Origin of the sequence: Frigoribacterium faeni (assembly GCF_011761235.1) — a bacterium.
In the GTDB taxonomy this organism is placed as follows: domain Bacteria; phylum Actinomycetota; class Actinomycetes; order Actinomycetales; family Microbacteriaceae; genus Frigoribacterium; species Frigoribacterium faeni_A.
Genome location: NZ_JAAOYW010000001.1, coordinates 144,616 through 165,434 on the forward strand (window position 1 = coordinate 144,616; position 20,819 = coordinate 165,434).

The following is a 20,819-nucleotide window of genomic DNA, read 5'->3' on the forward strand; positions in this document are numbered from 1 at the left end:
GGTCAGCCGACCGCCGGGGTCGTCTCGCCGGCCGCGGCGGCCGCCGCGCTGACGTAGCGGTCGTAGCCCTCGTCCTCGAGACGGTCCGCGAGCTCGGGGCCGCCCTGCTCGGCGACGTGGCCGTCGACGAAGACGTGGACGAAGTCGGGCTTGATGTACCGGAGGATGCGCGTGTAGTGGGTGATCATCAGCAGACCGAGGCCCGTGTTGGCCTTGGCGCGGTTGACGCCCTCCGACACGATCTTCAGAGCGTCGACGTCGAGGCCGGAGTCCGTCTCGTCGAGGACGGCGAACTTGGGCTTCAGCAGCTCGAGCTGCATGATCTCGTGGCGCTTCTTCTCGCCGCCCGAGAAGCCCTCGTTGACGTTCCGCTCCGCGAAAGAGGCGTCCATCTTGAGGTCGCTCATGTGGGTGCGGAGGTCCTTGATCCAGGTGCGGATCGCGGGGGCCTCGCCGTCGAGGGCCGTCTTCGCCGTGCGCAGGAAGTTCGCCACGGTGACGCCGGGGATCTCGACGGGGTACTGCATGGCCAGGAACAGCCCGGCCTTCGCGCGCTCGTCGACCGACATGTCGAGCACCTCGCGCCCGTCGAGCAGGATGCTGCCTCCGTCGACGTTGTAGCGGGGGTGCCCGGCGATCGTGTACGCGAGGGTGGACTTGCCGGAGCCGTTCGGGCCCATGACGGCGTGGATCTCGCCCTCCTTGATGGTCAGGTCGACGCCCTTGAGGATGGGCTTGGTGCCCTGGTCGGTGTCGATGCTGACCTTGAGGTCGCGGATCTCGAGAGTGGACATGCGTTCTTTCCTTACTGTGCGACGTCGGCGGACGACGCGGCGGTGTCGACGTACACGTCACCGTCGACGACGGTGACACGGAAGACCGGGACAGGTTCGTAGGCGGGGAGGGTCTTCGGCGTGCCGGTCGTCAGCTCGAACTTCGAGCCGTGCGCCCAGCACTCGAGCGAGTCGTCCTCGACGAAGCCCTCGGAGAGCGAGATGTCGCCGTGCGTGCACGTGTCGCCGATGGCGTGGATGTCGCCCGCGCTGTCCTTGACGACGGCGACGGCGATGCCGTCGACGACGACCCTCTTGGCCTGGGCGGGCGCGACGTCGTCGACGCCGCAGACCCTGACGCCGGCCATCAGGCGACCGACCCGGCGGTGGGGAGGCCCTCGCCCGCGGTCAGCTCGACCTCGAGGGCGTCGATGAGGCGCTCCTGGAGCTCGGGCTCGCCGATCTTCTGCACGACCTCGCTGAGGAACCCGAGGACGACCAGACGCCGCGCCTCGTGCTCCGAGATGCCGCGCGACTGCAGGTAGAAGAGGTGCTCGTCGTCGAACCGGCCCGTGGCGCTGGCGTGGCCGGCACCGGCGATGTCGCCCGTCTCGATCTCGAGGTTCGGGATGGAGTCGGCGCGGGTGCCCTCGCTGAGCACGAGGTTGCGGTTCTGCTCGTAGCTGTCGGTGCCGGGCGCCGAGCGTGCGATGAGCACGTCGCCGATCCAGACGGTGCGGGCCCCCTCGCCCTGCAGGGCTCCCTTGTAGTTGACGCGGCTGCGGCTGTTCGGCGCGTCGTGGTGCACGTAGACCTGCTGCTCGAGGTGCTGGCCCGCGTCGGCGAAGTAGACGCCGTAGAGCTCGGCGTCCGAGCCCTGCCCCGCGAGGTGGGCGGACGGGTTGACGCGGACGACCGAGCCGCCGAGCGACACGACGAAGTGCTTGAGCTGCGCGTCACGGCCGATCGTGGCGAAGTGGCTCGCGAGGTGGATCGCGTCGTCGTCCCACTCCTGCAGGGTCACGACGGTGAGCTGTGCGCCGTCGTCGACGACGATCTCGACGTTCTCGACGAGCTGGGCGGATCCGGTGTTGCGGAGCACCACGAGCGAGCGGGTGTTCGCCGTCGCGTGGATCAGCGTGTGACCGGCCCGGGGTTCGCGGTCGAGACCGGAGCGACCGATGGTGACGGTCGACGGCTCGTCGCCGGTGAGGGTGACCGCCAGGACCTTCTCGGTGGCGGCCCACGCGTTCGAGGAGGCCTTGTCCTCGGGCGAGCCGGCCGTGCCGACGCGCGCGTCGTCCCGACCGACCCAGTCGACGGCCGCCCCGCCGGTCTCCCGGGCCAGGTAGGCGTACGGGGAACCGTCGAGGACGCCGTCGATGAGGGGACGGAGGCGGTCGACCGGACTGAGCTTCCAGTCGACCTCCCGGCCGGTCACGTCGGCGAAGGCCGCGGGGTCGGTGGAGCGGAAGCGGGCAGAGCGGGTCTGGACGGGCACGAGGCCCCATCCGCCGTCGCTGTGCGCCGCCGCGCCGTGCTGGACGCCCTGGGGCGCGGGATCTGTGGTGGTGGGTGCTGCGGCGGACATCTAGCCGACGGATCCTTCCATGCTCATCTCGATGAGCTTGTTGAGCTCGAGCGCGTACTCCATGGGCAGCTCGCGGGCGATGGGCTCGATGAACCCGCGCACGATCATGGCCATGGCCTCGTCCTCGGCCATGCCTCGCGACATCAGGTAGAAGAGCTGTTCCTCACTGACGCGCGAGACCGTGGCCTCGTGGCCGAGCTGCACGTCGTCGACGCGGATGTCGATCGCAGGGTAGGTGTCCGACCGCGAGACGGTGTCGACCAGCAGCGCGTCACAGCGCACCGTGTTGGCCGAGTGGTGCGCGGCGTCGTCGACTCGGACCTCGCCGCGGTAGCCGGCACGGCCGCCGCCTCGGGCGATCGACTTCGAGACGATCGACGACGTCGTGTACGGCGCCATGTGGATCATCTTCGCGCCGGCGTCCTGGTGCTGGCCGGGACCGGCGAAGGCGACGGACAGCGTCTCGCCCTTGGCGTGCTCGCCGACGAGGTAGATGGACGGGTACTTCATCGTCACCTTGGAGCCGATGTTGCCGTCGATCCACTCCATCGTTGCGCCCTCGTGGGCGATGGCCCGCTTGGTGACGAGGTTGTAGACGTTGTTCGACCAGTTCTGGATGGTCGTGTACCGCACGCGGGCGTTCTTCTTGACGATGATCTCGACGACGGCCGAGTGCAGCGAGTCGCTCTTGTAGATCGGCGCCGTGCAGCCCTCGATGTAGTGGACGTAGCTGCCCTCGTCCGCGATGATCAGCGTCCGCTCGAACTGGCCCATGTTCTCGGTGTTGATGCGGAAGTACGCCTGGAGGGGGATCTCGACGTGGACGCCCTTGGGCACGTACACGAACGACCCGCCCGACCACACCGCCGTGTTCAGCGCGGCGAACTTGTTGTCGCCGGCGGGGATGACGGTGCCGAAGTGCTCCTGGAAGAACTCGGGGTGCTCGCGCAGGGCCGTGTCCGTGTCCATGAAGATGACGCCCTGCTCCTCCAGGTCCTCGCGGATCTGGTGGTAGACGACCTCGGACTCGTACTGCGCGGCGACGCCGGCGACGAGGCGGTTGCGCTCGGCCTCGGGGATGCCCAGCTTCTCGTACGTGTTCTTGATGTCGTCGGGGAGCTCGTCCCACGTCGTCGCCTGCTTCTCGGTGGAGCGGACGAAGTACTTGATGTTGTCGAAGTCGATGCCGGAGAGGTCGGCGCCCCAGGTCGGCATCGGCTTGCGCTCGAAGAGCGCGAGGCCCTTGAGGCGGTTCTTGAGCATCCACTCGGGCTCGCTCTTCAGCGCCGAGATGTCGCTCACGACCTCGGGAGAGATGCCGCGGCGGGCGGATGCGCCCGCAGCGTCCGAGTCGGACCAGCCGAACTCGTACTGCCCCAGGCTCTCGAGCTCTGGTCGGTCGATCAACACGTCTGACATGACTACCTCTTTCTCTGCTGGGCCGAACACGGGTCGGGTCGTGACCATTCCCCGGTCGGATGGTGGCCCAGCCGCTCGCGCTGCGAGACGGACGCCCCGACGAGCCTCGACGACCTGCCTGCGTGGAGCGGAGGCGGAGCCGGCGTTGCTTAGGATGATGCGAGGTCCGCGCACCGCTTCTGCGGATCTCACGGCCCTCGGGCGTCGTCGTCGACGCCTGAGTCGGGTGTGTCCCTGAACTCCTCGATTCTACAGGGCCGAGCGGCGGATGTGACGAAAGGCAGCAACTCGTGAGCAACGCACAGGTGACCCGGCCCGGCCCCGCCACGCGCCTCTGGCGGTGGCTGCCGACCACGACCGACCGTCGCGTCCGCTTCGTCGCCTGGGCGTCGCTCGTCTGCCAGGTCCTGCTGATCGGCACGGGAGGCGCGGTGCGGCTCACCGGGTCCGGGCTGGGCTGCCCGACGTGGCCGCGCTGCACCGCCGACTCCTTCGTGAGCACTCCCGAGATGGGCGTGCACGGCGTCATCGAGTTCGGCAACCGCCTCCTCACGTTCGTGCTCACCGCGGTCGTCATCCTCGCGTTCCTCTTCGTCCTCCGCATGCGCGCGGTCCGCCGCGAGCTGTTCTGGCTCACCTTCGCGCAGGGCATGAGCATCCCCCTCCAGGCCGTGCTCGGGGGCATCACGGTCCTCACGGGCCTCAACCCGTACATCGTGGGCGCGCACTTCCTCGTGTCCATCGCGCTCGTCGCCCTCGCGACGACCTTCGTCTGGCGGGTGCTCCGCGGGCCTCGGGGCGGCCACGCGGCCACTCCCCGTGGCTACGCGCGCCTCGTCCACGTCCTCTCGGGCGTCGTGCTGGTGACGGTCGTCGTCGGGGTGCTGACGACCGGCTCGGGCCCGCACGCCGGCGACGCCGCCACGCCCCGCAACGGCCTCGACCCGGCGGTGATGGACCACGTGCACAGCTGGCCGGCCTACGCCACGCTCGCCCTCACCGTGGCGCTGGTCGCCTGGACGCTCCGCACGGGGCTCCCCCGGCGGTTCCCCCTGGCGCTCCTCGCCGTCGAGCTGGTCCAGATCGCGGTCGGCATCACGCAGGCGCGCACCGGTCTCCCGCCGCTCCTCGTGGGCAGCCACATGGTGCTCGCCGCGCTCCTGGTCGCCGCCACGACGGCCGTGGTGCTGTCCCTGCGCGAGGACCAGAGCCCCTCGGAGGCCCAGCTGCCGCTCGGCTCCCCCGAGGCCGTCCGCGCCTGAGGCGTCGTGCCGGCCGCGGGTCGGTGCGCGCCGGACCGTCGTCGAGGTCGAGGTCGAGGTCGAGGTCGTCGTCCCCGAGGGCGACGGACCCGTGACGTGCGTCGAGGTCGGTCAGCCGGCCGTCGACAGCCCGTCGCGGAGGAGCGGCTGCCGGTCGCACGAGCCGGACGCCTCGGGGGCAGGGGCGTCCAGGTCGACCCGACCCGCGCCTCCTCGGGCTCTCGGTCGGCCAGGGCCACGAGGTCCTCGGGCACGCCGATCCGCACGGACCTCGGCGGGGCCCGGCCCGACAGGGCCCCAGCCGCCCTGGGTGACCGCCCTAGAAGGGGAGGAGGGGGTCGATGCCGACGGCGAGGAAGAGCAGCGTCAGGTAGGTGATCGAGCTGTGGAAGACGCGCATGGGGCGCACCTCGGCGACCTGCTGGATGGCGCGGCTGTAGAGCCGGTGGGACTCCCACACGAACCACGTGCCGCTCGCCAGGGCGACGACGGTGTACAGCACGCCCATGTGGGCGACGGGCACGAGCAGGAGCGAGCAGGCGACCGTGGCCCAGGCGTAGAGGACCACCTGGAGGCCGACCAGCGAACGGCCCCGGACGACGGCCAGCATCGGGACGGAGGCCGCGGCGTAGTCGGCGCGGTACTTCATCGAGAGGGGCCAGTAGTGCGGCGGGGTCCAGAGGAAGATGACCATGAACAGGATGACCGGCGGCCAGCTCAGGTCGTTCGTCACGGCGGCCCAGCCGATGAGCACGGGCATGCAGCCGGCGATGCCGCCCCAGACGATGTTCTGAGGCGTGCGGCGCTTGAGCCACAGCGTGTAGACGAGCACGTAGAAGAGGATCGCGCCGAGGGACAGGGCGGCCGAGAGCAGGTTGACCGTGAGGGCCAGCCAGACGATCGACGCCAGGCCCACGATCCACGAGAAGGCGAGCGCCTCGCGGTCGGTCACCTCGCCGGTGACGAGGGGGCGCCCCTGGGTGCGCTTCATGATGCGGTCGATGTCGCGGTCGATGTAGCAGTTGAACGCCGACGCCGAGCCGGCGCTGAGGGCGCCGCCGATCAGGGTGGCGGCCACGAGCCACAGGTTCGGCACGCCGCCCTGGGCCAGGAACATGGTCGGGGCGGTGGTGACGAGCAGCAGCTCCATCACGCGGGGCTTCGTCAACGCGACGTAGGCGCGAGCCTTGCGACGGATGCCCCGGGGTCCGGCGGTGGGGCGGGTGTCGATGGCTGCGGTCATGGGTCCCTCTGACGAGATGTACGGTTCGGCCCGGAGAGTCTAGGCGAAGACCGGCGACGCTGACGGCGGAACGGGGCGCCTCCTGCGGGCGGGGCGACCCCTTTCGTCCCTATACTTGCAGGTGCTTGCCAGTCGCACGCCCGCACGGCGACGGAATCCTCGACATCGAACCATCCGCTCCCTGTCCTGTGGCCTCCACCTCGTGCCCGAGCGGCCGCAGCCGACGACGTCTCGGCAGGCGCACGTCAGCGCGGGAGCGAATCGACCCCGCGCAGTTCGCAACAAGAAGGGTCATCTTCCAGTGGCAGATCTGCAGTGGGAATCCATTGACAACAAGGCCGTCGACACGGTCCGCGTCCTCGCGGCCGACGCGGTCGAGAAGGTCGGGAACGGCCACCCGGGGACGGCGATGAGCCTCGCTCCCGCCGCGTACCTCCTCTTCCAGAAGGTCATGCGCCGTGACCCGAGCGACGCCGAGTGGATCGGTCGCGACCGCTTCGTGCTGTCCGTGGGCCACAGCTCGCTGACGCAGTACGTCCAGTTCTACCTCGGCGGCTACGGCCTCGAGCTCGACGACCTCAAGGCGCTCCGCACCTGGGGCTCCAAGACGCCCGGCCACCCCGAGTACGGCCACACCGACGGCGTCGAGATCACCACCGGCCCCCTCGGCCAGGGCCTCGCCTCCGCCGTGGGCATGGCCTACGCCGCCCGCTTCGAGCGCGGCCTCTTCGACCCCGAGGCCGCCGTGGGCACCTCGCCGTTCGACCACTTCGTCTACGTCATCGCCGGCGACGGCGACCTGCAGGAGGGCGTCACCAGCGAGGCCTCCTCGCTGGCCGGCCACCAGCAGCTCGGCAACCTCGTCGTGATCTACGACTCCAACCAGATCTCCATCGAGGACGACACCAACATCGCCTTCACCGAGGACGTCCAGAAGCGCTACGAGGCCTACGACTGGCAGGTCCAGGTCGTCGACTGGAAGAAGACCGGCGAGTACGTCGAGGACGTCGCCGCGCTGAACGACGCCGTCGAGGCGGCCAAGGCCGAGACGAGCAAGCCCTCGCTCATCATCCTCAAGACCATCATCGGCTGGCCCTCGCCGAAGAAGCAGAACTCCGGCAAGATCCACGGCTCGGCGCTCGGCGCCGAGGAGCTCGCGGGCCTGAAGGAGGTCCTCGGCTTCGACCCCGAGAAGACCTTCGACGTCGACCCCGAGGTCCTCGAGCACACCCGCAAGGCCGTCGAGCGCGGCCAGGTGCAGCACGCCGAGTGGCGCACCTCCTTCGACGAGTGGGCCGCGGCCAACCCCGAGAAGAAGACGCTCCTCGACCGCGTCCTCACCGGCGAGCTCCCCGAGGGCCTCGACGAGGCGCTGCCGGTCTTCCCGACCGACAAGGAGGTCTCGACCCGGGCCGCCTCGGGCAAGGTCATCAACGCCATCGCGGGCGTCGTCCCCGAGTTCTGGGGCGGATCGGCCGACCTGGCCGAGTCGAACCTCACGACCATCGCCGGCGGCGGCTCGTTCGTGCCGACCGAGTGGTCGACGCACGAGTGGCAGGGCAACCCCTACGGCCGGGTGCTGCACTTCGGCATCCGCGAGCACGCCATGGGCTCGATCATGAACGGCATCGCCCTGCACGGCAACACGCGCGTGTTCGGCGGCACGTTCCTCATCTTCAGCGACTACATGCGCCCCGCGGTGCGCCTCGCTGCGCTGATGAAGTCGCCGGTCACCTACGTCTGGACCCACGACTCCGTGGCCCTCGGCGAGGACGGCCCGACGCACCAGCCGATCGAGCAGCTGGCCGCCCTGCGTGCGATCCCCGACTTCGACGTGGTCCGTCCCGCCGACGCCAACGAGACCGCCTGGGCCTGGAAGACCATCCTCGACCGCCACAGCGGCCCCGCGGGCCTGGCCCTCAGCCGCCAGAACCTGCCCGTCTTCGAGCGTGGTGACGGCGACGCCGAGGGGGACGTCTTCGCCTCGGCGAAGAACGTCGCCAAGGGCGCCTACGTCCTGGCCGAGGCTCCCGGGGGCACGCCCGACGTGATCCTCGTGGCCACCGGCTCCGAGGTCCAGATCGCCGTCGAGGCCCGCGAGGTCCTGCGCGGCGAGGGCGTGAACGCCCGCGTCGTCTCGGCCCCGAGCCTCGAGTGGTTCGACGAGCAGAGCGCCGAGTACAAGGAGGCGGTCCTCCCGGCCGCCGTCAAGGCCCGCGTCTCGATCGAGGCCGGAGTCGCGCTGCCGTGGCGCGGCATCGTCGGCGACGCCGGACGCAGCATCTCCATCGAGCACTTCGGCGCCTCCGCCGACTACAAGACCCTCTACCGCGAGTTCGGCATCACGACCGAAGCCGCCGTGGCCGCCGCCAAGGACTCGCTGGCCGCTCTCTGAGCGCCGGCAAGAAAGAGAAGAACGACATGACCGACACCAACACCGCACAGCTCTCCGCCGCGGGCGTCAGCATCTGGCTCGACGACCTCTCGCGTGAGCGAATCAACGCCGGCGGCCTCGAGAAGCTGATCGCCGAGCGCAACGTCGTGGGCGTCACCACGAACCCGACGATCTTCGCCTCGGCCCTCGCCAAGGGCGAGGCCTACGACGACCAGGTCGCCCTGCTCGCCAAGACCGGCGTCAGCGTCACCGACGCGGTCTTCGAGATCACGACCGACGACGTCACCCGCGCCTGCGACATCTTCCGCGGCATCTACGACGACTCGAAGGGCTTCGACGGCCGCGTGTCGATCGAGGTCGAGCCGGGTCTCGCCCACGACGCGAAGGGCACCATCGACCAGGCGGTCAAGCTCGCCGCCAAGGTCGGCCGCCCCAACGCGCTCATCAAGATCCCCGCGACCGTCGAGGGCCTCGAGGCCATCACCGCGGTGATCGCCAAGGGCATCAGCGTCAACGTCACCCTCATCTTCAGCCTCGAGCGCTACCGCGCGGTCATCAACGCGTACCTCACCGGTCTCGAGCAGGCCAAGGCCGCGGGCATCGACATCAGCGAGATCCACTCGGTGGCCTCGTTCTTCGTGTCGCGCGTCGACAGCGAGATCGACAAGCGCCTCGAGGCCGTCGGCACCGACGAGGCCAAGGCGCTCAAGGGCAAGGCGGGCGTCGCGAACGCCCAGCTCGCCTACGAGGTCTACACGCAGGCCTTCGACACCGAGCGCGCCAAGGGCCTCCTGGCCGCCGGTGCGAACGTTCAGCGTCCGCTCTGGGCCTCGACCGGCGTCAAGGACCCGGCCGTGCTCGACACCACCTACGTGGTCGAGCTCGTCGCGGCCGACGTCGTCAACACCATGCCCGAGAAGACCCTCGAGGCGACCTTCGACCACGGCGAGGTCCGTGGCGACACGATCAGCTCCTCCTACGCCTCGGCCAACGAGGTCATGGACGCGGTCGCGGCCCAGGGCGTCTCGTACGACGAGGTCACCGAGCTGCTCGAGAAGGAGGGCGTCGAGAAGTTCATCGTGTCCTGGAACGAGCTGCTCGACACCGTCACCGCGGCCCTCGAGTCGTCCAAGCCCACCGCCGAGGACGCCAAGTGACCATCACGATCGCCGCGAGCGGCGACGCGGCCACGGCCGTCGAGACCGTCGTGCCCCAGCTGGTCAGCGACCTCGTCGCCTCCGGCATCACGGCGCAGAACCCCACGCTGTGGGGCCCGGACGCCGAGGAGGAGTCGGCCAAGCGGCTCGGCTGGACCGAGGCGGTCGTCGTCTCGACCCCCCTCCTCGACGAGATCGACGCGCTCCGCGAGGAGCTCGCCGCCAAGGGCGTCGACCACGTCGTCCTCGCCGGCATGGGCGGCTCGTCGCTCGCCCCCGAGGTCATCACCCGCACCTACGGCGTCGAGCTGACCGTGCTCGACGCGACGGAGCCGGGCCAGGTGCTCACCGCCCTGCACGACCGCCTCGAGCGCACCGTGCTCGTGGTGTCGTCGAAGTCGGGCTCGACCGTCGAGACCGCCAGCCAGCGGAAGACCTTCGAGAAGGCCTTCCGCGACGCGGGCATCGACCCCGTCGAGCGCATCGTCGTCGTCACCGACCCGGGCTCGCCCCTGGACGGCCAGGCGCGTGAGGCCGGCTACCGCGTCTTCAACGCCGACCCCAACATCGGCGGCCGCTACTCGGCCCTGTCGGCCTTCGGCCTCGTGCCGTCCGGCCTCGCCGGCGCCGACGTGCGCGAGCTGCTCGCCGAGGCCGACGCGGTCACGGTCGAGCTCTCGCAGGACAGCGCGGACAACCCCGGGCTCGTGCTCGGCGCCGTCCTCGCGGGCACCTCGCCCCTGCGCGACAAGATCGCCATCGTGGCCGACGGCACGCACATCATCGGGTTCCCCGACTGGGCCGAGCAGCTGATCGCCGAGTCGACCGGCAAGCAGGGCCGGGGTCTCCTCCCCGTCGTGCTCGGCACGGACGCGCCGGAGATCAGCCTCGGACTGCACGACGTGCAGGTCGTCCGCCTGGTCGCCAACGCCGCCGAGACCCGTGAGGTCGCTCCCGGCGAGGTCGAGATCTCCGGGTCGCTCGGCGGCCAGATCATGGTGTGGGAGTACGCGGTCGCCGTGGCGGGCCGTCTGCTCGACATCAACCCGTTCGACCAGCCCGACGTCGAGTCGGCCAAGGTCGCCACGCGTGCGCTGCTCGACGACCGTCCGGCCCCGACTCCCCCGGCGTTCACCGCCGAGGGCGTCGAGGTCCGCCAGGTCGGCGGCGTCGAGCTCGGCGACTCGCTCGAGTCGGCCGTCTCGGCCCTGCTGTCGGCCCTGACCGACGACGGCTACCTGTCGGTCCAGGCCTACGCCGACCGGGTCGCGTTCCCCCAGCTCGAGGAGATCCGCGACGTCCTCGCGGCGCGCACGCAGCGGCCCGTCACCTTCGGGTGGGGACCGCGGTTCCTGCACTCCACGGGTCAGTACCACAAGGGCGGTCCCGCCAACGGCGTGTTCCTGCAGATCACCCAGACGGCGTCCACCGACCTGGAGATCCCGGAGAGCCCGTTCACGTTCGGCCAGCTCGTCCAGGCGCAGGCCGCCGGAGACGCCGCCGTGCTGGCGGACCACGGCCGTCCGGTCCTGACGCTGACCGTGGCCGACGTCGCGGGCGTCCTGCCCGCGCTGCTCGCCGCGGTCCGCTGAGCCGGAGGGGGTCGGCGTCCGAGAGGACGCCGGCCCCCTTCGCCGTGGTCGGGGAATCCCGACCGCACCGAGAACGACCCGAAGGAACAACCACGATGCCTCCCGTCGAGATCACTCCGGAGCACAACCCGCTGCGCCTCCCCTCCGACCGACGCCTCAACCGCATCGCCGGACCGAGCGGCCTCATCATCTTCGGCGTGACCGGCGACCTGTCGCGCAAGAAGCTCATGCCCGCCGTGTACGACCTCGCTCACCGCGGTCTGCTCCCTCCCGGCTTCGCGCTCGTCGGCTTCGCCCGGCGCGAGTTCGAGGGCCAGGACTTCGAGCAGGTCGTCTACGAGGCCGTCAAGCAGCACGCCCGCACCCCCTTCGACGAGGACGTCTGGCGTCAGCTCAAGGAGGGGTTCCGCTTCGTGCAGGGCACCTTCGACGATGCCGAGGCCTTCACCCGCCTCAAGGACACGATCGAGGAGCTGGACCGGGAGCGGGGCACGATGGGCAACCACGCCTTCTACCTGTCCATCCCGCCGAAGGCGTTCCCGATGGTGACCGAGCAGCTCCGCTCGAGCGGGCTCGCCGAGGAGAAGGACGGCGCGTGGCGACGCGTCGTCATCGAGAAGCCCTTCGGGAGCGACCTGCGCACGGCCCGCGAGCTCAACGCCGTCGTCGAGAGCGTGTTCGAGCCCGACTCGGTGTTCCGCATCGACCACTACCTCGGCAAGGAGACGGTCCAGAACCTCCTGACGCTGCGCTTCGCCAACCAGATGTACGAGCCGCTCTGGAACAGCAACTACGTGGACCACGTGCAGATCACGATGGCCGAGGACATCGGCGTCGGCGGTCGCGCCGGCTACTACGACGGCATCGGAGCCGCTCGGGACGTCATCCAGAACCACCTCCTCCAGCTGCTGGCGCTGACCGCCATGGAGGAGCCCGTCACGTTCGCCGCCTCGCACCTGCGGGCCGAGAAGGAGAAGGTGCTCTCGGCCGTCCGCATCCCCGAGGACATCGCCGCCGGCACGGCCCGTGGCCAGTACTCCGGCGGCTGGCAGGGCGGGGAGAAGGTCCTCGGGTTCCTCGACGAGGAGGGCATGAACCCGCAGAGCGTCACCGAGACGTTCGCCGCGGTCAAGCTCGAGATCGCGACGCGACGCTGGGCGGGCGTGCCGTTCTACCTGCGCGCCGGCAAGCGCCTCGGGCGTCGGGTGACCGAGATCGCCGTCGTCTTCAAGCAGGTGCCGGAGAACATCTTCGGCACCCAGAGCTCCCTGGGCCAGAACGCCTTGGTGATCCGTGTGCAGCCCGACGAGGGCGTCACCCTGCGCTTCGGCTCGAAGGTGCCCGGCATCGGCACCCAGGTCCGCGACGTCACGATGGACTTCGGCTACGGGCACGCGTTCACCGAGGCCAGCCCCGAGGCCTACGAGCGTCTCATCCTCGACGTCCTGCTCGGCGACCCGCCCCTCTTCCCGCGTCACGAGGAGGTCGAGCTGTCCTGGAAGATCCTCGACCCGATCGAGGAGTTCTGGGCCACGCAGGGCCAGCCCGAGCAGTACCGCCCCGGGACCTGGGGCCCCCAGTCCGCCGATGAACTCATGGCCCGAGACGGCCGCACCTGGAGACGCCCGTGATCGTCGATCTGCCCGCCAGCACCATCAGCCGAGTCCAGAAGGCGCTCGTCACCATCCGCGAGGAGGGCGGCGCGGTCGCCCTCGGTCGCGTCCTCACCCTCGTCATCTCGACCCGGCACGGCGAGGAGGAGGAGGCCATCGAGGCGGCCAACGACGCCTCGCGCGAGCACCCCATGCGAGTCATCGTCGTCTCGACCGCCGACGACGACCAGGCCGAGGAGGCGCGGCTCGACGCCCAGATCCGCGTCGGCGGCGACGCCGGCGCGAGCGAGGTCATCCTCCTCCGTGCCTACGGCGACACCGCGAGCGACGAGGAGGGCCTGGTCACGGGGCTGCTGCTGCCCGACGCCCCCGTCGTCGTCTGGTGGCCGGGGACGGCGCCGGAGGTCGTGGCCGAGTCGGCCCTGGGTCGCATCGCCCAGCGGCGCATCACCGACGCTGCGAGCCAGTCCGATCCCCGCCAGACCATCGTCGACCTCGCCGACACCTACCAGCCCGGCGACACCGACTTCGCCTGGACGCGTCTGACCCTCTGGCGCACCCAGCTCGCCGCGGTGCTCGACCAGCCGCCGTACGAGCCCGTCACCGAGGTCCGCGTCGACGGGGCGCCCGACTCGCCGTCGACCCTGCTCCTGGCCGCCTGGCTCAGGCTGCAGCTGCAGGTGCCCGTCGTCTACGAGCTGACGACGGGCGGCACGGGGTCGAGCGGCATCCACGGCGTCCGTCTCGTGCGCCCCTCGGGTCCCATCGTGCTCGAGCGTGCCGTCGTCGACGTGGCGACGCTGACCCAGCCCGACCAGCCGACGCACGACCTGTCGCTGCCACGCCGGTCGCTCCGGGACTGCCTCGCCGAGGAACTCCGTAGACTCGACCCCGACGACCTCTTCGGTGACGTCGTGAAGCACGGGGTTCGCCAGCTGGCCGAACCCGTCGAGAGCAACTAAGGCAGACTGAGACAGTGAGCAACGAACGCCGGGTGCTGGTGCACCCCGACAAGGAATCGCTGGGCGCCTCGGTCGCCGCGCGCTTCATCACCAAGATCATCGACGTGCTCGAAGAGCAGAACTACGCGTCCGTCGTCGTCAGCGGGGGCTCCGTGAGCACCGTCGTGCTGGCGGCGATCAACGCCTCGCCGGCCCGCGACAGCGTCGACTGGTCGAAGGTCTCGTTCTGGTGGGCCGACGAGCGGTGGGTCGAGGCCGGTCACGCCGATCGCAACGACCGTCAGGCCGGGCTCGACCTGCTGTCGCACATCGGGGTCGACCCGCAGAACGTGCACCGGTTCGGCGCCGTGGGCGAGTTCGACGACGTCGAGGCGGCCGCCGTCTCCTACCGTGCCGAGCTCCTCGAGCACGCCCAGGGCGACGACGAGGCTCCCCGCTTCGACATCACCCTGCTCGGCGTCGGTCCCGACGGCCACGTGGCCTCGCTCTTCCCCGACGCCCCGCAGGTCCGCATGAGCGGCCCCACCGTCCTGACGGTGGACGACTCCCCCAAGCCGCCGCCCGTGCGCCTCACCCTGAGCCTGCCCGTCATCAACAACTCGCAGCGGGTCTGGATGATCCTCGCGGGTGCGGAGAAGGCCTCCTCCCTCGGGCTCGCCCTCGCCGGCGCCGGCGCCGACCAGGTGCCCGTGGCCGGGGTCAAGGGCCGCAAGCGGACCGTCTTCTTCGTCGATCGCGACGCCGCCGCCGAGGTGCCCGAGAACCTGATCGCCTCGACCTACTGAGCCCGTGGGCGTCGACTCCTGACGCACGGACGAGAGAAGCCCCGCAGCAGTGCTGCGGGGCTTCTCTGGTGCGGGGGCCGGTCGAGGCCGGCTCAGCCGTGACGCGGGGGTGCTACGCCTTGCCGCGCCGGACGCGCAGCTGCTGCAACGCCTCTTCGAGGAGCTGTGCCGCCTCCTCTTCGGAGCGACGCTCCTTCACGTAGGCGAGGTGCGTCTTGTAGGGCTCGAGCTTGGCGACGGTCGGCGGGTTGGCCTTGTCGCGACCGGCGGGCAGGCCGCTGGACGGCGAGTCGACGGTCTCGGGGATCTCTTCGTCGGGCACGTTGGCCGCGAAGTGGCGGACGACCTCGTTGCCGAGGGCGTCCCAGTACGAGATGGTCACGCGCTCGGCGTGGTACCCGCGGTCCTGCTCGCCCATCGGGCCGGCACCGACGCGGGAACCGCGGATGGCGCTGCCTCCCGAGGCCATCAGCTGACCGCCGAGAACTTGGTGATGAGGCCGAGGACCACGATGCACGTGATCCAGACCAGCCCGAGGAACACGGTGATGCGGTTCAGGTTGCGCTCGGCGACCCCGGACGCGCCCAGGTTGCTGGTCACACCGCCGCCGAACATGTCGGACAGACCGCCGCCGCGACCGCGGTGCAGGAGTATGAGGAGGGTCAGCAGGAGGCTCGTGATGCCGAGCAGCACCTGCAGGATGACCTGCAGAATTTCCAAGGGGGACCTTTCGATGCGGTGAGACCGTTGACGAGTATAACTGCCGGACGCGCCGACGGGTCCCTCACCCGCGGTGGAGGGAGGGACCCGTCGGACAGGCGGCGTCAGACGCCGACGTGGGACTCGAAGCGCACGATGCTGGCGAACTCGTCGACGTCGAGGCTCGCGCCGCCGACGAGCGCGCCGTCGACGTTCGGCTCGCGCATGAACGACGCGATGTTGGACGACTTGACCGAACCGCCGTAGAGGATGCGGGTCGCGGCCGCCCGGTCGGCCCCGACGATCTCGACGAGCGCCTCGCGGAGAGCGGCACAGACCTGCTCGGCCTGGTCGGCCGTCGCGGCCTTGCCGGAGCCGATGGCCCAGACGGGCTCGTACGCGACGACGATCTCGGCCGTGGCCGGGACGTCGGCGAGGGAGGCGCGGAGCTGGGCGACGGGGACGGCGCTCGGACCGTGCGTCTCCAGGTCGTCGGCCGTCTCGCCGACGCAGATCACGGGGACGAGGCCGTGGCGGTGGGCCGCCGCCACCTTGCTCGCGACGACGGAGTCGTCCTCGGCGTGCAGGGTGCGGCGCTCGGAGTGGCCGACGAGGACGTAGCGGACGTCGAGCTTCGCGAGCGACGCTCCGGAGACCTCGCCGGTGTACGCGCCGGAGTCGTGCGCCGACAGGTCCTGGGCGCCGAGCACGAGCGAGAGGCCGTCGGCGTCGAGCAGCGTCTGCACGCTGCGGAGGTCGGTGAAGGGCGGGAAGACCGCCGCCTCGACGGACGAGTGGTCGTGCTTCGCGTCCTTGAGGCTCCAGGCGAGCTTCTGCACGAAGGCGATCGCCTGCAGGTGGTCGAGGTTCATCTTCCAGTTGCCGGCGATGAGGGGCGTGCGTGTGGTCACCATCCGAGGACCTCCAGTCCGGGGAGTCGTTTGCCCTCGAGGAACTCGAGGCTGGCTCCACCACCGGTGGAGATGTGGCCGAACTGGTCGTCGTCGAAGCCGAGGGCACGGACGGCCGCGGCCGAGTCCCCTCCCCCGACGACGCCCAGTCCGTCGACGCGCGTCAGCGCGTCGGCGACCGTCTTCGTGCCGTGGGCGAAGGCGTCGAACTCGAAGACCCCCATGGGCCCGTTCCAGAAGACCGTCTTCGACGCCGCGACGATCTCGGCGAAGCGCGCCGCGGTGTCCGGGCCGATGTCGAGGCCGATGGCGCCCTCGCCGAGGTCGGACGTCTCGATGCCGTCGGCGGGGACGACGGCGTGGTCGGCGTCCGCGGAGAAGGCCGAGGCGACGACGACGTCGGTGGGCAGCACGATCTGGACCCCCCGGTCGGCGGCGTCGGCGAGGTACCCCTGCACCCGCTCGATCTGGTCCTTCTCGAGGAGGCTGCCCCCGACGGCGTGGCCCTGCGCGGCGAGGAACGTGAAGAGCATCCCGCCGCCGACGAGCAGCGAGTCGACGCGCGGCAGCAGGTGCTCGATGACCCCGAGCTTGTCGGACACCTTCGAGCCGCCGAGCACCACGGTGTACGGACGCTCGGGCGTCTCGGTGAGCTTCTCGAGGACGGCGAGCTCGGACTCGATCAGCGAGCCCGCGGCGCTCGGCAGCAGCTGCGGCAGCTCGTAGACGCTGGCCTGCTCCCGGTGGACGACGCCGAAGCCGTCGGAGACGAACAGGTCACCGTGGGCGGCGAGCTGCTCGGCGAACGCACGTCGCTCGTCCGCGTCCTTCGAGGTCTCGGCCGGGCTGAAGCGGAGGTTCTCGAGGACGACCACCTGTCCGTCGGCCAGGCCGGCCACCGCCTCCTCGGCCTCGTCGCCGACCGTCGACGGGAGGAACGAGACGTCGGCGTCGAGCAGCTCGCCGAGGCGCTCGGCGACGGGGCGGAGGCTGTACTCGGCCACGGGCTCGCCGTCGGGTCGCCCGAGGTGCGAGACGACCACGACGCGGGCGCCGTCGGCCACGAGGGACTGCAGGGTGCCGACGGAGGCGCGGACGCGGCCGTCGTCGGTGATCACGCCGTCCTTGAGCGGGACGTTGAGGTCGCACCGGACGATCACGCGCTTGCCCGACGTCGAGCCGAGGGACTCGAGGGTTCGGAGGGTCATGGCACTCATTTCTCTGGGGAGGGTCGTTGCAGTGACGAGGAGGCGGCCAGGCCGAGGGCCTGACCGCCTCCGGGGTCGATCGTGGTGCCGGTGCCTAGAGGCGGTCGGCGACGTACTTCGTCAGGTCGACGAGACGGTTGCTGTAGCCCCACTCGTTGTCGTACCACGAGGTGATCTTGACCATGTTGCCGATGACCTTCGTGAGCCCGGAGTCGTAGATCGACGAGTGCGGGTCGGTCGTGATGTCGGACGAGACCAGCGGGTCCTCCGAGTAGAGCAGGATGCCCTTGAGGTCGCCCTCGGACGCGGCCTTGTAGGCGGCGTTGATCTGCTCGACCGTGACGGGCGTGCTGGTCTCGAGGGTGACGTCCGTGATCGAGCCGGTCGGGACCGGGACGCGCAGCGCGTAGCCGTCGAGCTTGCCCGACAGCTCGGGGATGACCAGGCCGATGGCCTTGGCGGCGCCCGTCGAGGTGGGGACGATGTTGACGGCGGCGGCGCGGGCACGACGCGGGTCCTTGTGGGGGCCGTCCTGCAGGTTCTGGTCGGCGGTGTAGGCGTGCACCGTCGTCATGAGGCCGCGCTCGACGCCGAAGTTGTCGAGGAACACCTTCATCAGGGGCGCGAGGCTGTTCGTGGTGCACGACGCGTTCGAGATGATGTGGTGGTTCGCGGGGTCGTAGATGCCCTCGTTGACGCCGAGGACGATCGTGGCGTCGTCGCCCGTGGCCGGAGCCGAGATCAGGACCTTCTTCGCGCCGGCGTCGATGTGCTTGCGGGCGTCTTCTGCCTTCGTGAAGAAGCCGGTCGACTCGACGACGATGTCGACGCCGAGCTCGCCCCAGGGGAGGTTGGCGGGGTCGCGCTCGGCCAGCACCTTGATCGGCTTGCCGTCGACGACGATGGAGTCGCCGTCGAGCTCGACGGTCGCGTCGAGGCGCCCGGTGATCGAGTCGAACTTGAGCAGGTGCGCGAGGGCGGCGTTGTCGGTCAGGTCGTTGACGGCGACGATCTCGATGTCGGTGCCCTTGGCGAGCGCCGCACGGAAGTAGTTGCGGCCGATGCGACCGAAGCCGTTGATGCCGATCTTGACGGTCAAGGGAACTCCTGTTGATCAGGCGTCGCGGGGACGCGTGGAGGGGGCGGGCGACCAGGCCCGTGGCGCTCGATCCGGCCAGGGCGACCGGGCTTCGAGTCCGTCTACGACAGTACCAGCCGACCGCCTGGGTGACGCGGGTCCGCTCCCGCCGTGCGCGAGCTCAGTCGAGGTCGAGGTCGGACGGCAGGCTCGCCTCGGTGCCCGGCAGGCCGAGGTCGGACGCCTTCTTGTCGGCCATGGCGAGGAGGCGGCGGATGCGGCCGGCCACGGCGTCCTTCGTCATGGGCGGGTCGGCGTGGTGCCCGAGCTCGTCCAGGCTCGCGTCGCGGTGCGCGAGCCGGAGGTCGCCGGCGTACTTGAGGTGGTCGGGGATGTCGTCCCCGAGGAGCTCCATGGCGCGTTCGACCCGGGCGCACGCTGCGACCGCGGCCTGGGCGCTGCGGCGCAGGTTGGCGTCGTCGAAGTTGACGAGGCGGTTCGCGGTGGCCCGCACCTCGCGGCGCTGGCGCATCTCCTCCCACTCGCTCACGCTCTTGTGGGCGCCCATGACGGTCAGCATCGCGCTGATGGCCTCGCCCTCGCGGACGAGGACGCGGTGCACGCCGCGGACCTCGCGGGCCTTCGCCGAGATGCCGAGGCGGCCGGCGGCGCCGACGAGGGCCATGGCGGACTCGTTGCCCGGGCAGACCACCTCGAGCGAGGCGGACCGACCGGGGTCGGTCAAGGTGCCCTGGGCGAGGAAGGCGCCCCGCCAGATGGCGGCGAGGTCTTCTCGGGAGCCCGTCGTCAGCCGGTTGGGCAGGCCGCGGACCGGTCGGCGCCGCGCGTCCATGAGACCCGTCTGCCGGGCCAGGGTCTCGCCGGCCTCGTGCACCCGCACGAGGTACTGGGCCGTGCGGCGCGTGCCCGAGGCCGACACCATCGAGACGTCGCTGCGGGCGCCGTACAGCTCGGCGAGGTCCTTGCGGACGCGCCGGGCGATGACCGGGCTGTCGAGCTCGGCCTCGACCGCGATGCGCCCCGAGATGACGTGCAGACCGCCCGCGAAGCGCAGGATGGTCGCCACCTCGGCGGCCCGGACCGTCGTCCTGCTCACCTCGACGCGAGCGAGTTCTTCTTTGACGTCGGCCGTCTGTGCCACTGGTCGTTCCTCTTTCATCAGTCGTTGTCGGGCGTGCGGGACGAGGCCCCGCTCAGCCGGAGGGCGCACCCGTGCGACGGCCGGATCACTCCCGGCCCAGGTCGCGGTGCTTCACGGCGACGGCCACCCCGGGGAGCCCGCGCAGATGCGCCGCCAGCTCGCCGACCAGGGTGACGGAACGGTGCTTGCCGCCCGTGCAGCCGATGGCGATCGTAGCGTGTCTCTTGTTCTCGCGCTGGTACCCGGCGAGCACCGGCTCGCAGGCGGCGCCGAACGCCCGGACGAAGTCGTGCGCCCCGCTCTGGGCCATCACGTAGCTCGTCACCGGCTCGTCCAGCCCCGACTGCGCCCGCAGCTCGGGCACCCAGAACGGGTTCGGCAGGAAGCGCGCGTCGCCCACCATGTCGGCGTCCGCCGGCAGACCGTACTTGAAGCCGAAGCTCAGCACCGTCACCTGGACCCCCGCCCGCTCCGACTCGGCGAACTTCTCGGTGATGGTCGTGGCCAGCTGGTGGATGTTCAGCTCGGACGTGTCGATGATGACGTCGCTCGTCTCGCGGAGCTCCTCCATCCGGGAGCGCTCGGCGACGATGCCGTCGAGCAGCGTGCCGTCGCCCTGCAGCGGATGCGGCCGCCGCACCTGCTCGAACCGGCGCACGAGGGCCGCGTCGGTGGCGTCGAGGAACAGGACCCGCACCTTGCTCGGCATGCTCTCGCGGAGCGTGCGCACCGCCTCCTGGGCCTCGGAGAAGAGGCGGCCGCCCCGGACGTCGACGACGGCCGCGATCTTCGGCAGGGAGTCGCCGGCGCGCTCGGCCAGGTCGAGCAGGGGGCGCAGCATCTGGGCCGGGAGGTTGTCGACGACGTACCAGCCGAGGTCTTCGAGGGCGTTGCCCACCGTGGACCGGCCCGCGCCGGACATGCCGGTGACGATCATGACCTCTTGCTGCTCGTGTGCGTCGCTCATGG

At 70.6% G+C, this 20,819-nt stretch carries 19 protein-coding genes; 7 read left to right on the plus strand and 12 right to left on the minus strand.

What is annotated here, in order from left to right; genetic code table 11:
- Positions 1 to 2: 2 nt before the first annotated feature.
- From sufC to sufB, 4 genes are read right to left on the minus strand one after another with little or no spacing between them, the layout of a single operon-like run.
- The gene (gene sufC / locus FHR78_RS00680; RefSeq protein ID WP_166758617.1) at positions 3 to 794 is read right to left on the minus strand and encodes a Fe-S cluster assembly ATPase SufC; all 792 of its coding nucleotides are present in this window, start codon (positions 792 to 794) and stop codon (positions 3 to 5) included.
- Between the two features lie 11 nt (positions 795 to 805).
- Positions 806 to 1,141 carry a non-heme iron oxygenase ferredoxin subunit gene (locus FHR78_RS00685; RefSeq protein WP_166758618.1) on the minus strand — a complete coding sequence of 112 codons (336 nt, stop codon included), beginning with the start codon at positions 1,139 to 1,141 and terminating at the stop codon, positions 806 to 808.
- Entirely contained in the window at positions 1,141 to 2,364 is a 1,224-nt protein-coding gene (gene sufD / locus FHR78_RS00690; RefSeq protein ID WP_166758619.1) for a Fe-S cluster assembly protein SufD, read from the minus strand. The genes FHR78_RS00685 and sufD overlap by 1 nt, the downstream gene beginning before the upstream one ends.
- Complete coding sequence (sufB, locus tag FHR78_RS00695; RefSeq protein WP_166758620.1) at positions 2,365 to 3,783, minus strand: Fe-S cluster assembly protein SufB; 1,419 nt, start codon at positions 3,781 to 3,783, stop codon at positions 2,365 to 2,367. It abuts the gene before it with no gap.
- Positions 3,784 to 4,073: 290 nt separating this feature from the next.
- Here sufB and FHR78_RS00700 point away from each other — a divergent pair, with 290 nt between their 5' ends.
- Complete coding sequence (locus FHR78_RS00700) at positions 4,074 to 5,045, plus strand: COX15/CtaA family protein (protein WP_166758621.1); 972 nt, start codon at positions 4,074 to 4,076, stop codon at positions 5,043 to 5,045.
- Positions 5,046 to 5,364: 319 nt separating this feature from the next.
- Here the strand turns inward: FHR78_RS00700 and FHR78_RS00705 are convergent, their stop codons facing one another.
- On the minus strand, positions 5,365 to 6,288 hold the full coding sequence (locus FHR78_RS00705; protein ID WP_166758622.1) for a heme o synthase: 924 nt from the start codon (positions 6,286 to 6,288) through the stop codon (positions 5,365 to 5,367).
- A 301-nt stretch (positions 6,289 to 6,589) separates the two neighbouring features.
- Here FHR78_RS00705 and tkt point away from each other — a divergent pair, with 301 nt between their 5' ends.
- The 6 genes from tkt (at position 6,590) to pgl (ending at position 14,792) form a co-directional block, all read left to right on the plus strand.
- Positions 6,590 to 8,683, plus strand: coding sequence for a transketolase (tkt, locus tag FHR78_RS00710; protein ID WP_166758623.1), 2,094 nt, complete (start codon positions 6,590 to 6,592; stop codon positions 8,681 to 8,683).
- 26 nt (positions 8,684 to 8,709) lie between these two features.
- Positions 8,710 to 9,840, plus strand: coding sequence for a transaldolase (gene tal / locus FHR78_RS00715; protein ID WP_166758624.1), 1,131 nt, complete (start codon positions 8,710 to 8,712; stop codon positions 9,838 to 9,840).
- The gene (locus tag FHR78_RS00720; RefSeq protein WP_166758625.1) at positions 9,837 to 11,432 is read left to right on the plus strand and encodes a glucose-6-phosphate isomerase; all 1,596 of its coding nucleotides are present in this window, start codon (positions 9,837 to 9,839) and stop codon (positions 11,430 to 11,432) included. The genes tal and FHR78_RS00720 overlap by 4 nt, the downstream gene beginning before the upstream one ends.
- A 95-nt stretch (positions 11,433 to 11,527) precedes the next feature.
- Positions 11,528 to 13,063, plus strand: a complete 1,536-nt coding sequence (zwf, locus tag FHR78_RS00725; RefSeq protein ID WP_166758626.1) for a glucose-6-phosphate dehydrogenase — start codon at positions 11,528 to 11,530, stop codon at positions 13,061 to 13,063.
- A complete protein-coding gene (locus FHR78_RS00730) occupies positions 13,060 to 14,007 on the plus strand; it encodes a glucose-6-phosphate dehydrogenase assembly protein OpcA (protein WP_166758627.1) in 948 nt (315 codons plus the stop codon). The genes zwf and FHR78_RS00730 overlap by 4 nt, the downstream gene beginning before the upstream one ends.
- A gap of 14 nt (positions 14,008 to 14,021) precedes the next feature.
- Positions 14,022 to 14,792 carry a 6-phosphogluconolactonase gene (pgl, locus tag FHR78_RS00735; protein WP_166758628.1) on the plus strand — a complete coding sequence of 257 codons (771 nt, stop codon included), beginning with the start codon at positions 14,022 to 14,024 and terminating at the stop codon, positions 14,790 to 14,792.
- Positions 14,793 to 14,904: 112 nt separating this feature from the next.
- Here pgl and FHR78_RS00740 read toward each other — a convergent pair whose 3' ends face one another.
- From FHR78_RS00740 to rapZ, 7 genes are all read right to left on the minus strand, one after another.
- The gene (locus FHR78_RS00740) at positions 14,905 to 15,261 is read right to left on the minus strand and encodes an RNA polymerase-binding protein RbpA (protein WP_123545816.1); all 357 of its coding nucleotides are present in this window, start codon (positions 15,259 to 15,261) and stop codon (positions 14,905 to 14,907) included.
- Positions 15,261 to 15,512, minus strand: a complete 252-nt coding sequence (gene secG / locus FHR78_RS00745; protein ID WP_056054823.1) for a preprotein translocase subunit SecG — start codon at positions 15,510 to 15,512, stop codon at positions 15,261 to 15,263. The genes FHR78_RS00740 and secG overlap by 1 nt, the downstream gene beginning before the upstream one ends.
- Positions 15,513 to 15,616: 104 nt before the next feature.
- Positions 15,617 to 16,405: a triose-phosphate isomerase gene (gene tpiA, locus FHR78_RS00750; RefSeq protein ID WP_166758629.1), complete on the minus strand. Its 789-nt coding sequence runs from the start codon at positions 16,403 to 16,405 to the stop codon at positions 15,617 to 15,619.
- Positions 16,399 to 17,610, minus strand: a complete 1,212-nt coding sequence (locus FHR78_RS00755; RefSeq protein WP_166758630.1) for a phosphoglycerate kinase — start codon at positions 17,608 to 17,610, stop codon at positions 16,399 to 16,401. The genes tpiA and FHR78_RS00755 overlap by 7 nt, the downstream gene beginning before the upstream one ends.
- A 94-nt stretch (positions 17,611 to 17,704) precedes the next feature.
- Positions 17,705 to 18,709 carry a type I glyceraldehyde-3-phosphate dehydrogenase gene (gene gap, locus FHR78_RS00760; RefSeq protein ID WP_166758631.1) on the minus strand — a complete coding sequence of 335 codons (1,005 nt, stop codon included), beginning with the start codon at positions 18,707 to 18,709 and terminating at the stop codon, positions 17,705 to 17,707.
- A gap of 160 nt (positions 18,710 to 18,869) precedes the next feature.
- Positions 18,870 to 19,850: a DNA-binding protein WhiA gene (gene whiA / locus FHR78_RS00765; protein ID WP_166758632.1), complete on the minus strand. Its 981-nt coding sequence runs from the start codon at positions 19,848 to 19,850 to the stop codon at positions 18,870 to 18,872.
- 85 nt (positions 19,851 to 19,935) lie between these two features.
- Positions 19,936 to 20,817, minus strand: coding sequence for an RNase adapter RapZ (rapZ, locus tag FHR78_RS00770; protein ID WP_166758633.1), 882 nt, complete (start codon positions 20,815 to 20,817; stop codon positions 19,936 to 19,938).
- Positions 20,818 to 20,819 lie beyond the last annotated feature (2 nt).

Bases quoted from the DNA above. Each gene is read 5' to 3' on its own strand.
- zwf (WP_166758626.1), top strand. From the start codon at position 11,528: ATGCCTCCCGTCGAGATCACTCCGGAGCACAACCCGCTGCGCCTCCCC.
- FHR78_RS00755 (WP_166758630.1), bottom strand. From the start codon at position 17,610: ATGACCCTCCGAACCCTCGAGTCCCTCGGCTCGACGTCGGGCAAGCGC.
- tal (WP_166758624.1), top strand. From the start codon at position 8,710: ATGACCGACACCAACACCGCACAGCTCTCCGCCGCGGGCGTCAGCATC.
- sufD (WP_166758619.1), bottom strand. From the start codon at position 2,364: ATGTCCGCCGCAGCACCCACCACCACAGATCCCGCGCCCCAGGGCGTC.
- FHR78_RS00685 (WP_166758618.1), bottom strand. From the start codon at position 1,141: ATGGCCGGCGTCAGGGTCTGCGGCGTCGACGACGTCGCGCCCGCCCAG.
- tpiA (WP_166758629.1), bottom strand. From the start codon at position 16,405: ATGGTGACCACACGCACGCCCCTCATCGCCGGCAACTGGAAGATGAAC.
- FHR78_RS00740 (WP_123545816.1), bottom strand. From the start codon at position 15,261: ATGGCCTCGGGAGGCAGCGCCATCCGCGGTTCCCGCGTCGGTGCCGGC.
- sufC (WP_166758617.1), bottom strand. From the start codon at position 794: ATGTCCACTCTCGAGATCCGCGACCTCAAGGTCAGCATCGACACCGAC.
- FHR78_RS00705 (WP_166758622.1), bottom strand. From the start codon at position 6,288: ATGACCGCAGCCATCGACACCCGCCCCACCGCCGGACCCCGGGGCATC.
- sufB (WP_166758620.1), bottom strand. From the start codon at position 3,783: ATGTCAGACGTGTTGATCGACCGACCAGAGCTCGAGAGCCTGGGGCAG.
- rapZ (WP_166758633.1), bottom strand. From the start codon at position 20,817: ATGAGCGACGCACACGAGCAGCAAGAGGTCATGATCGTCACCGGCATG.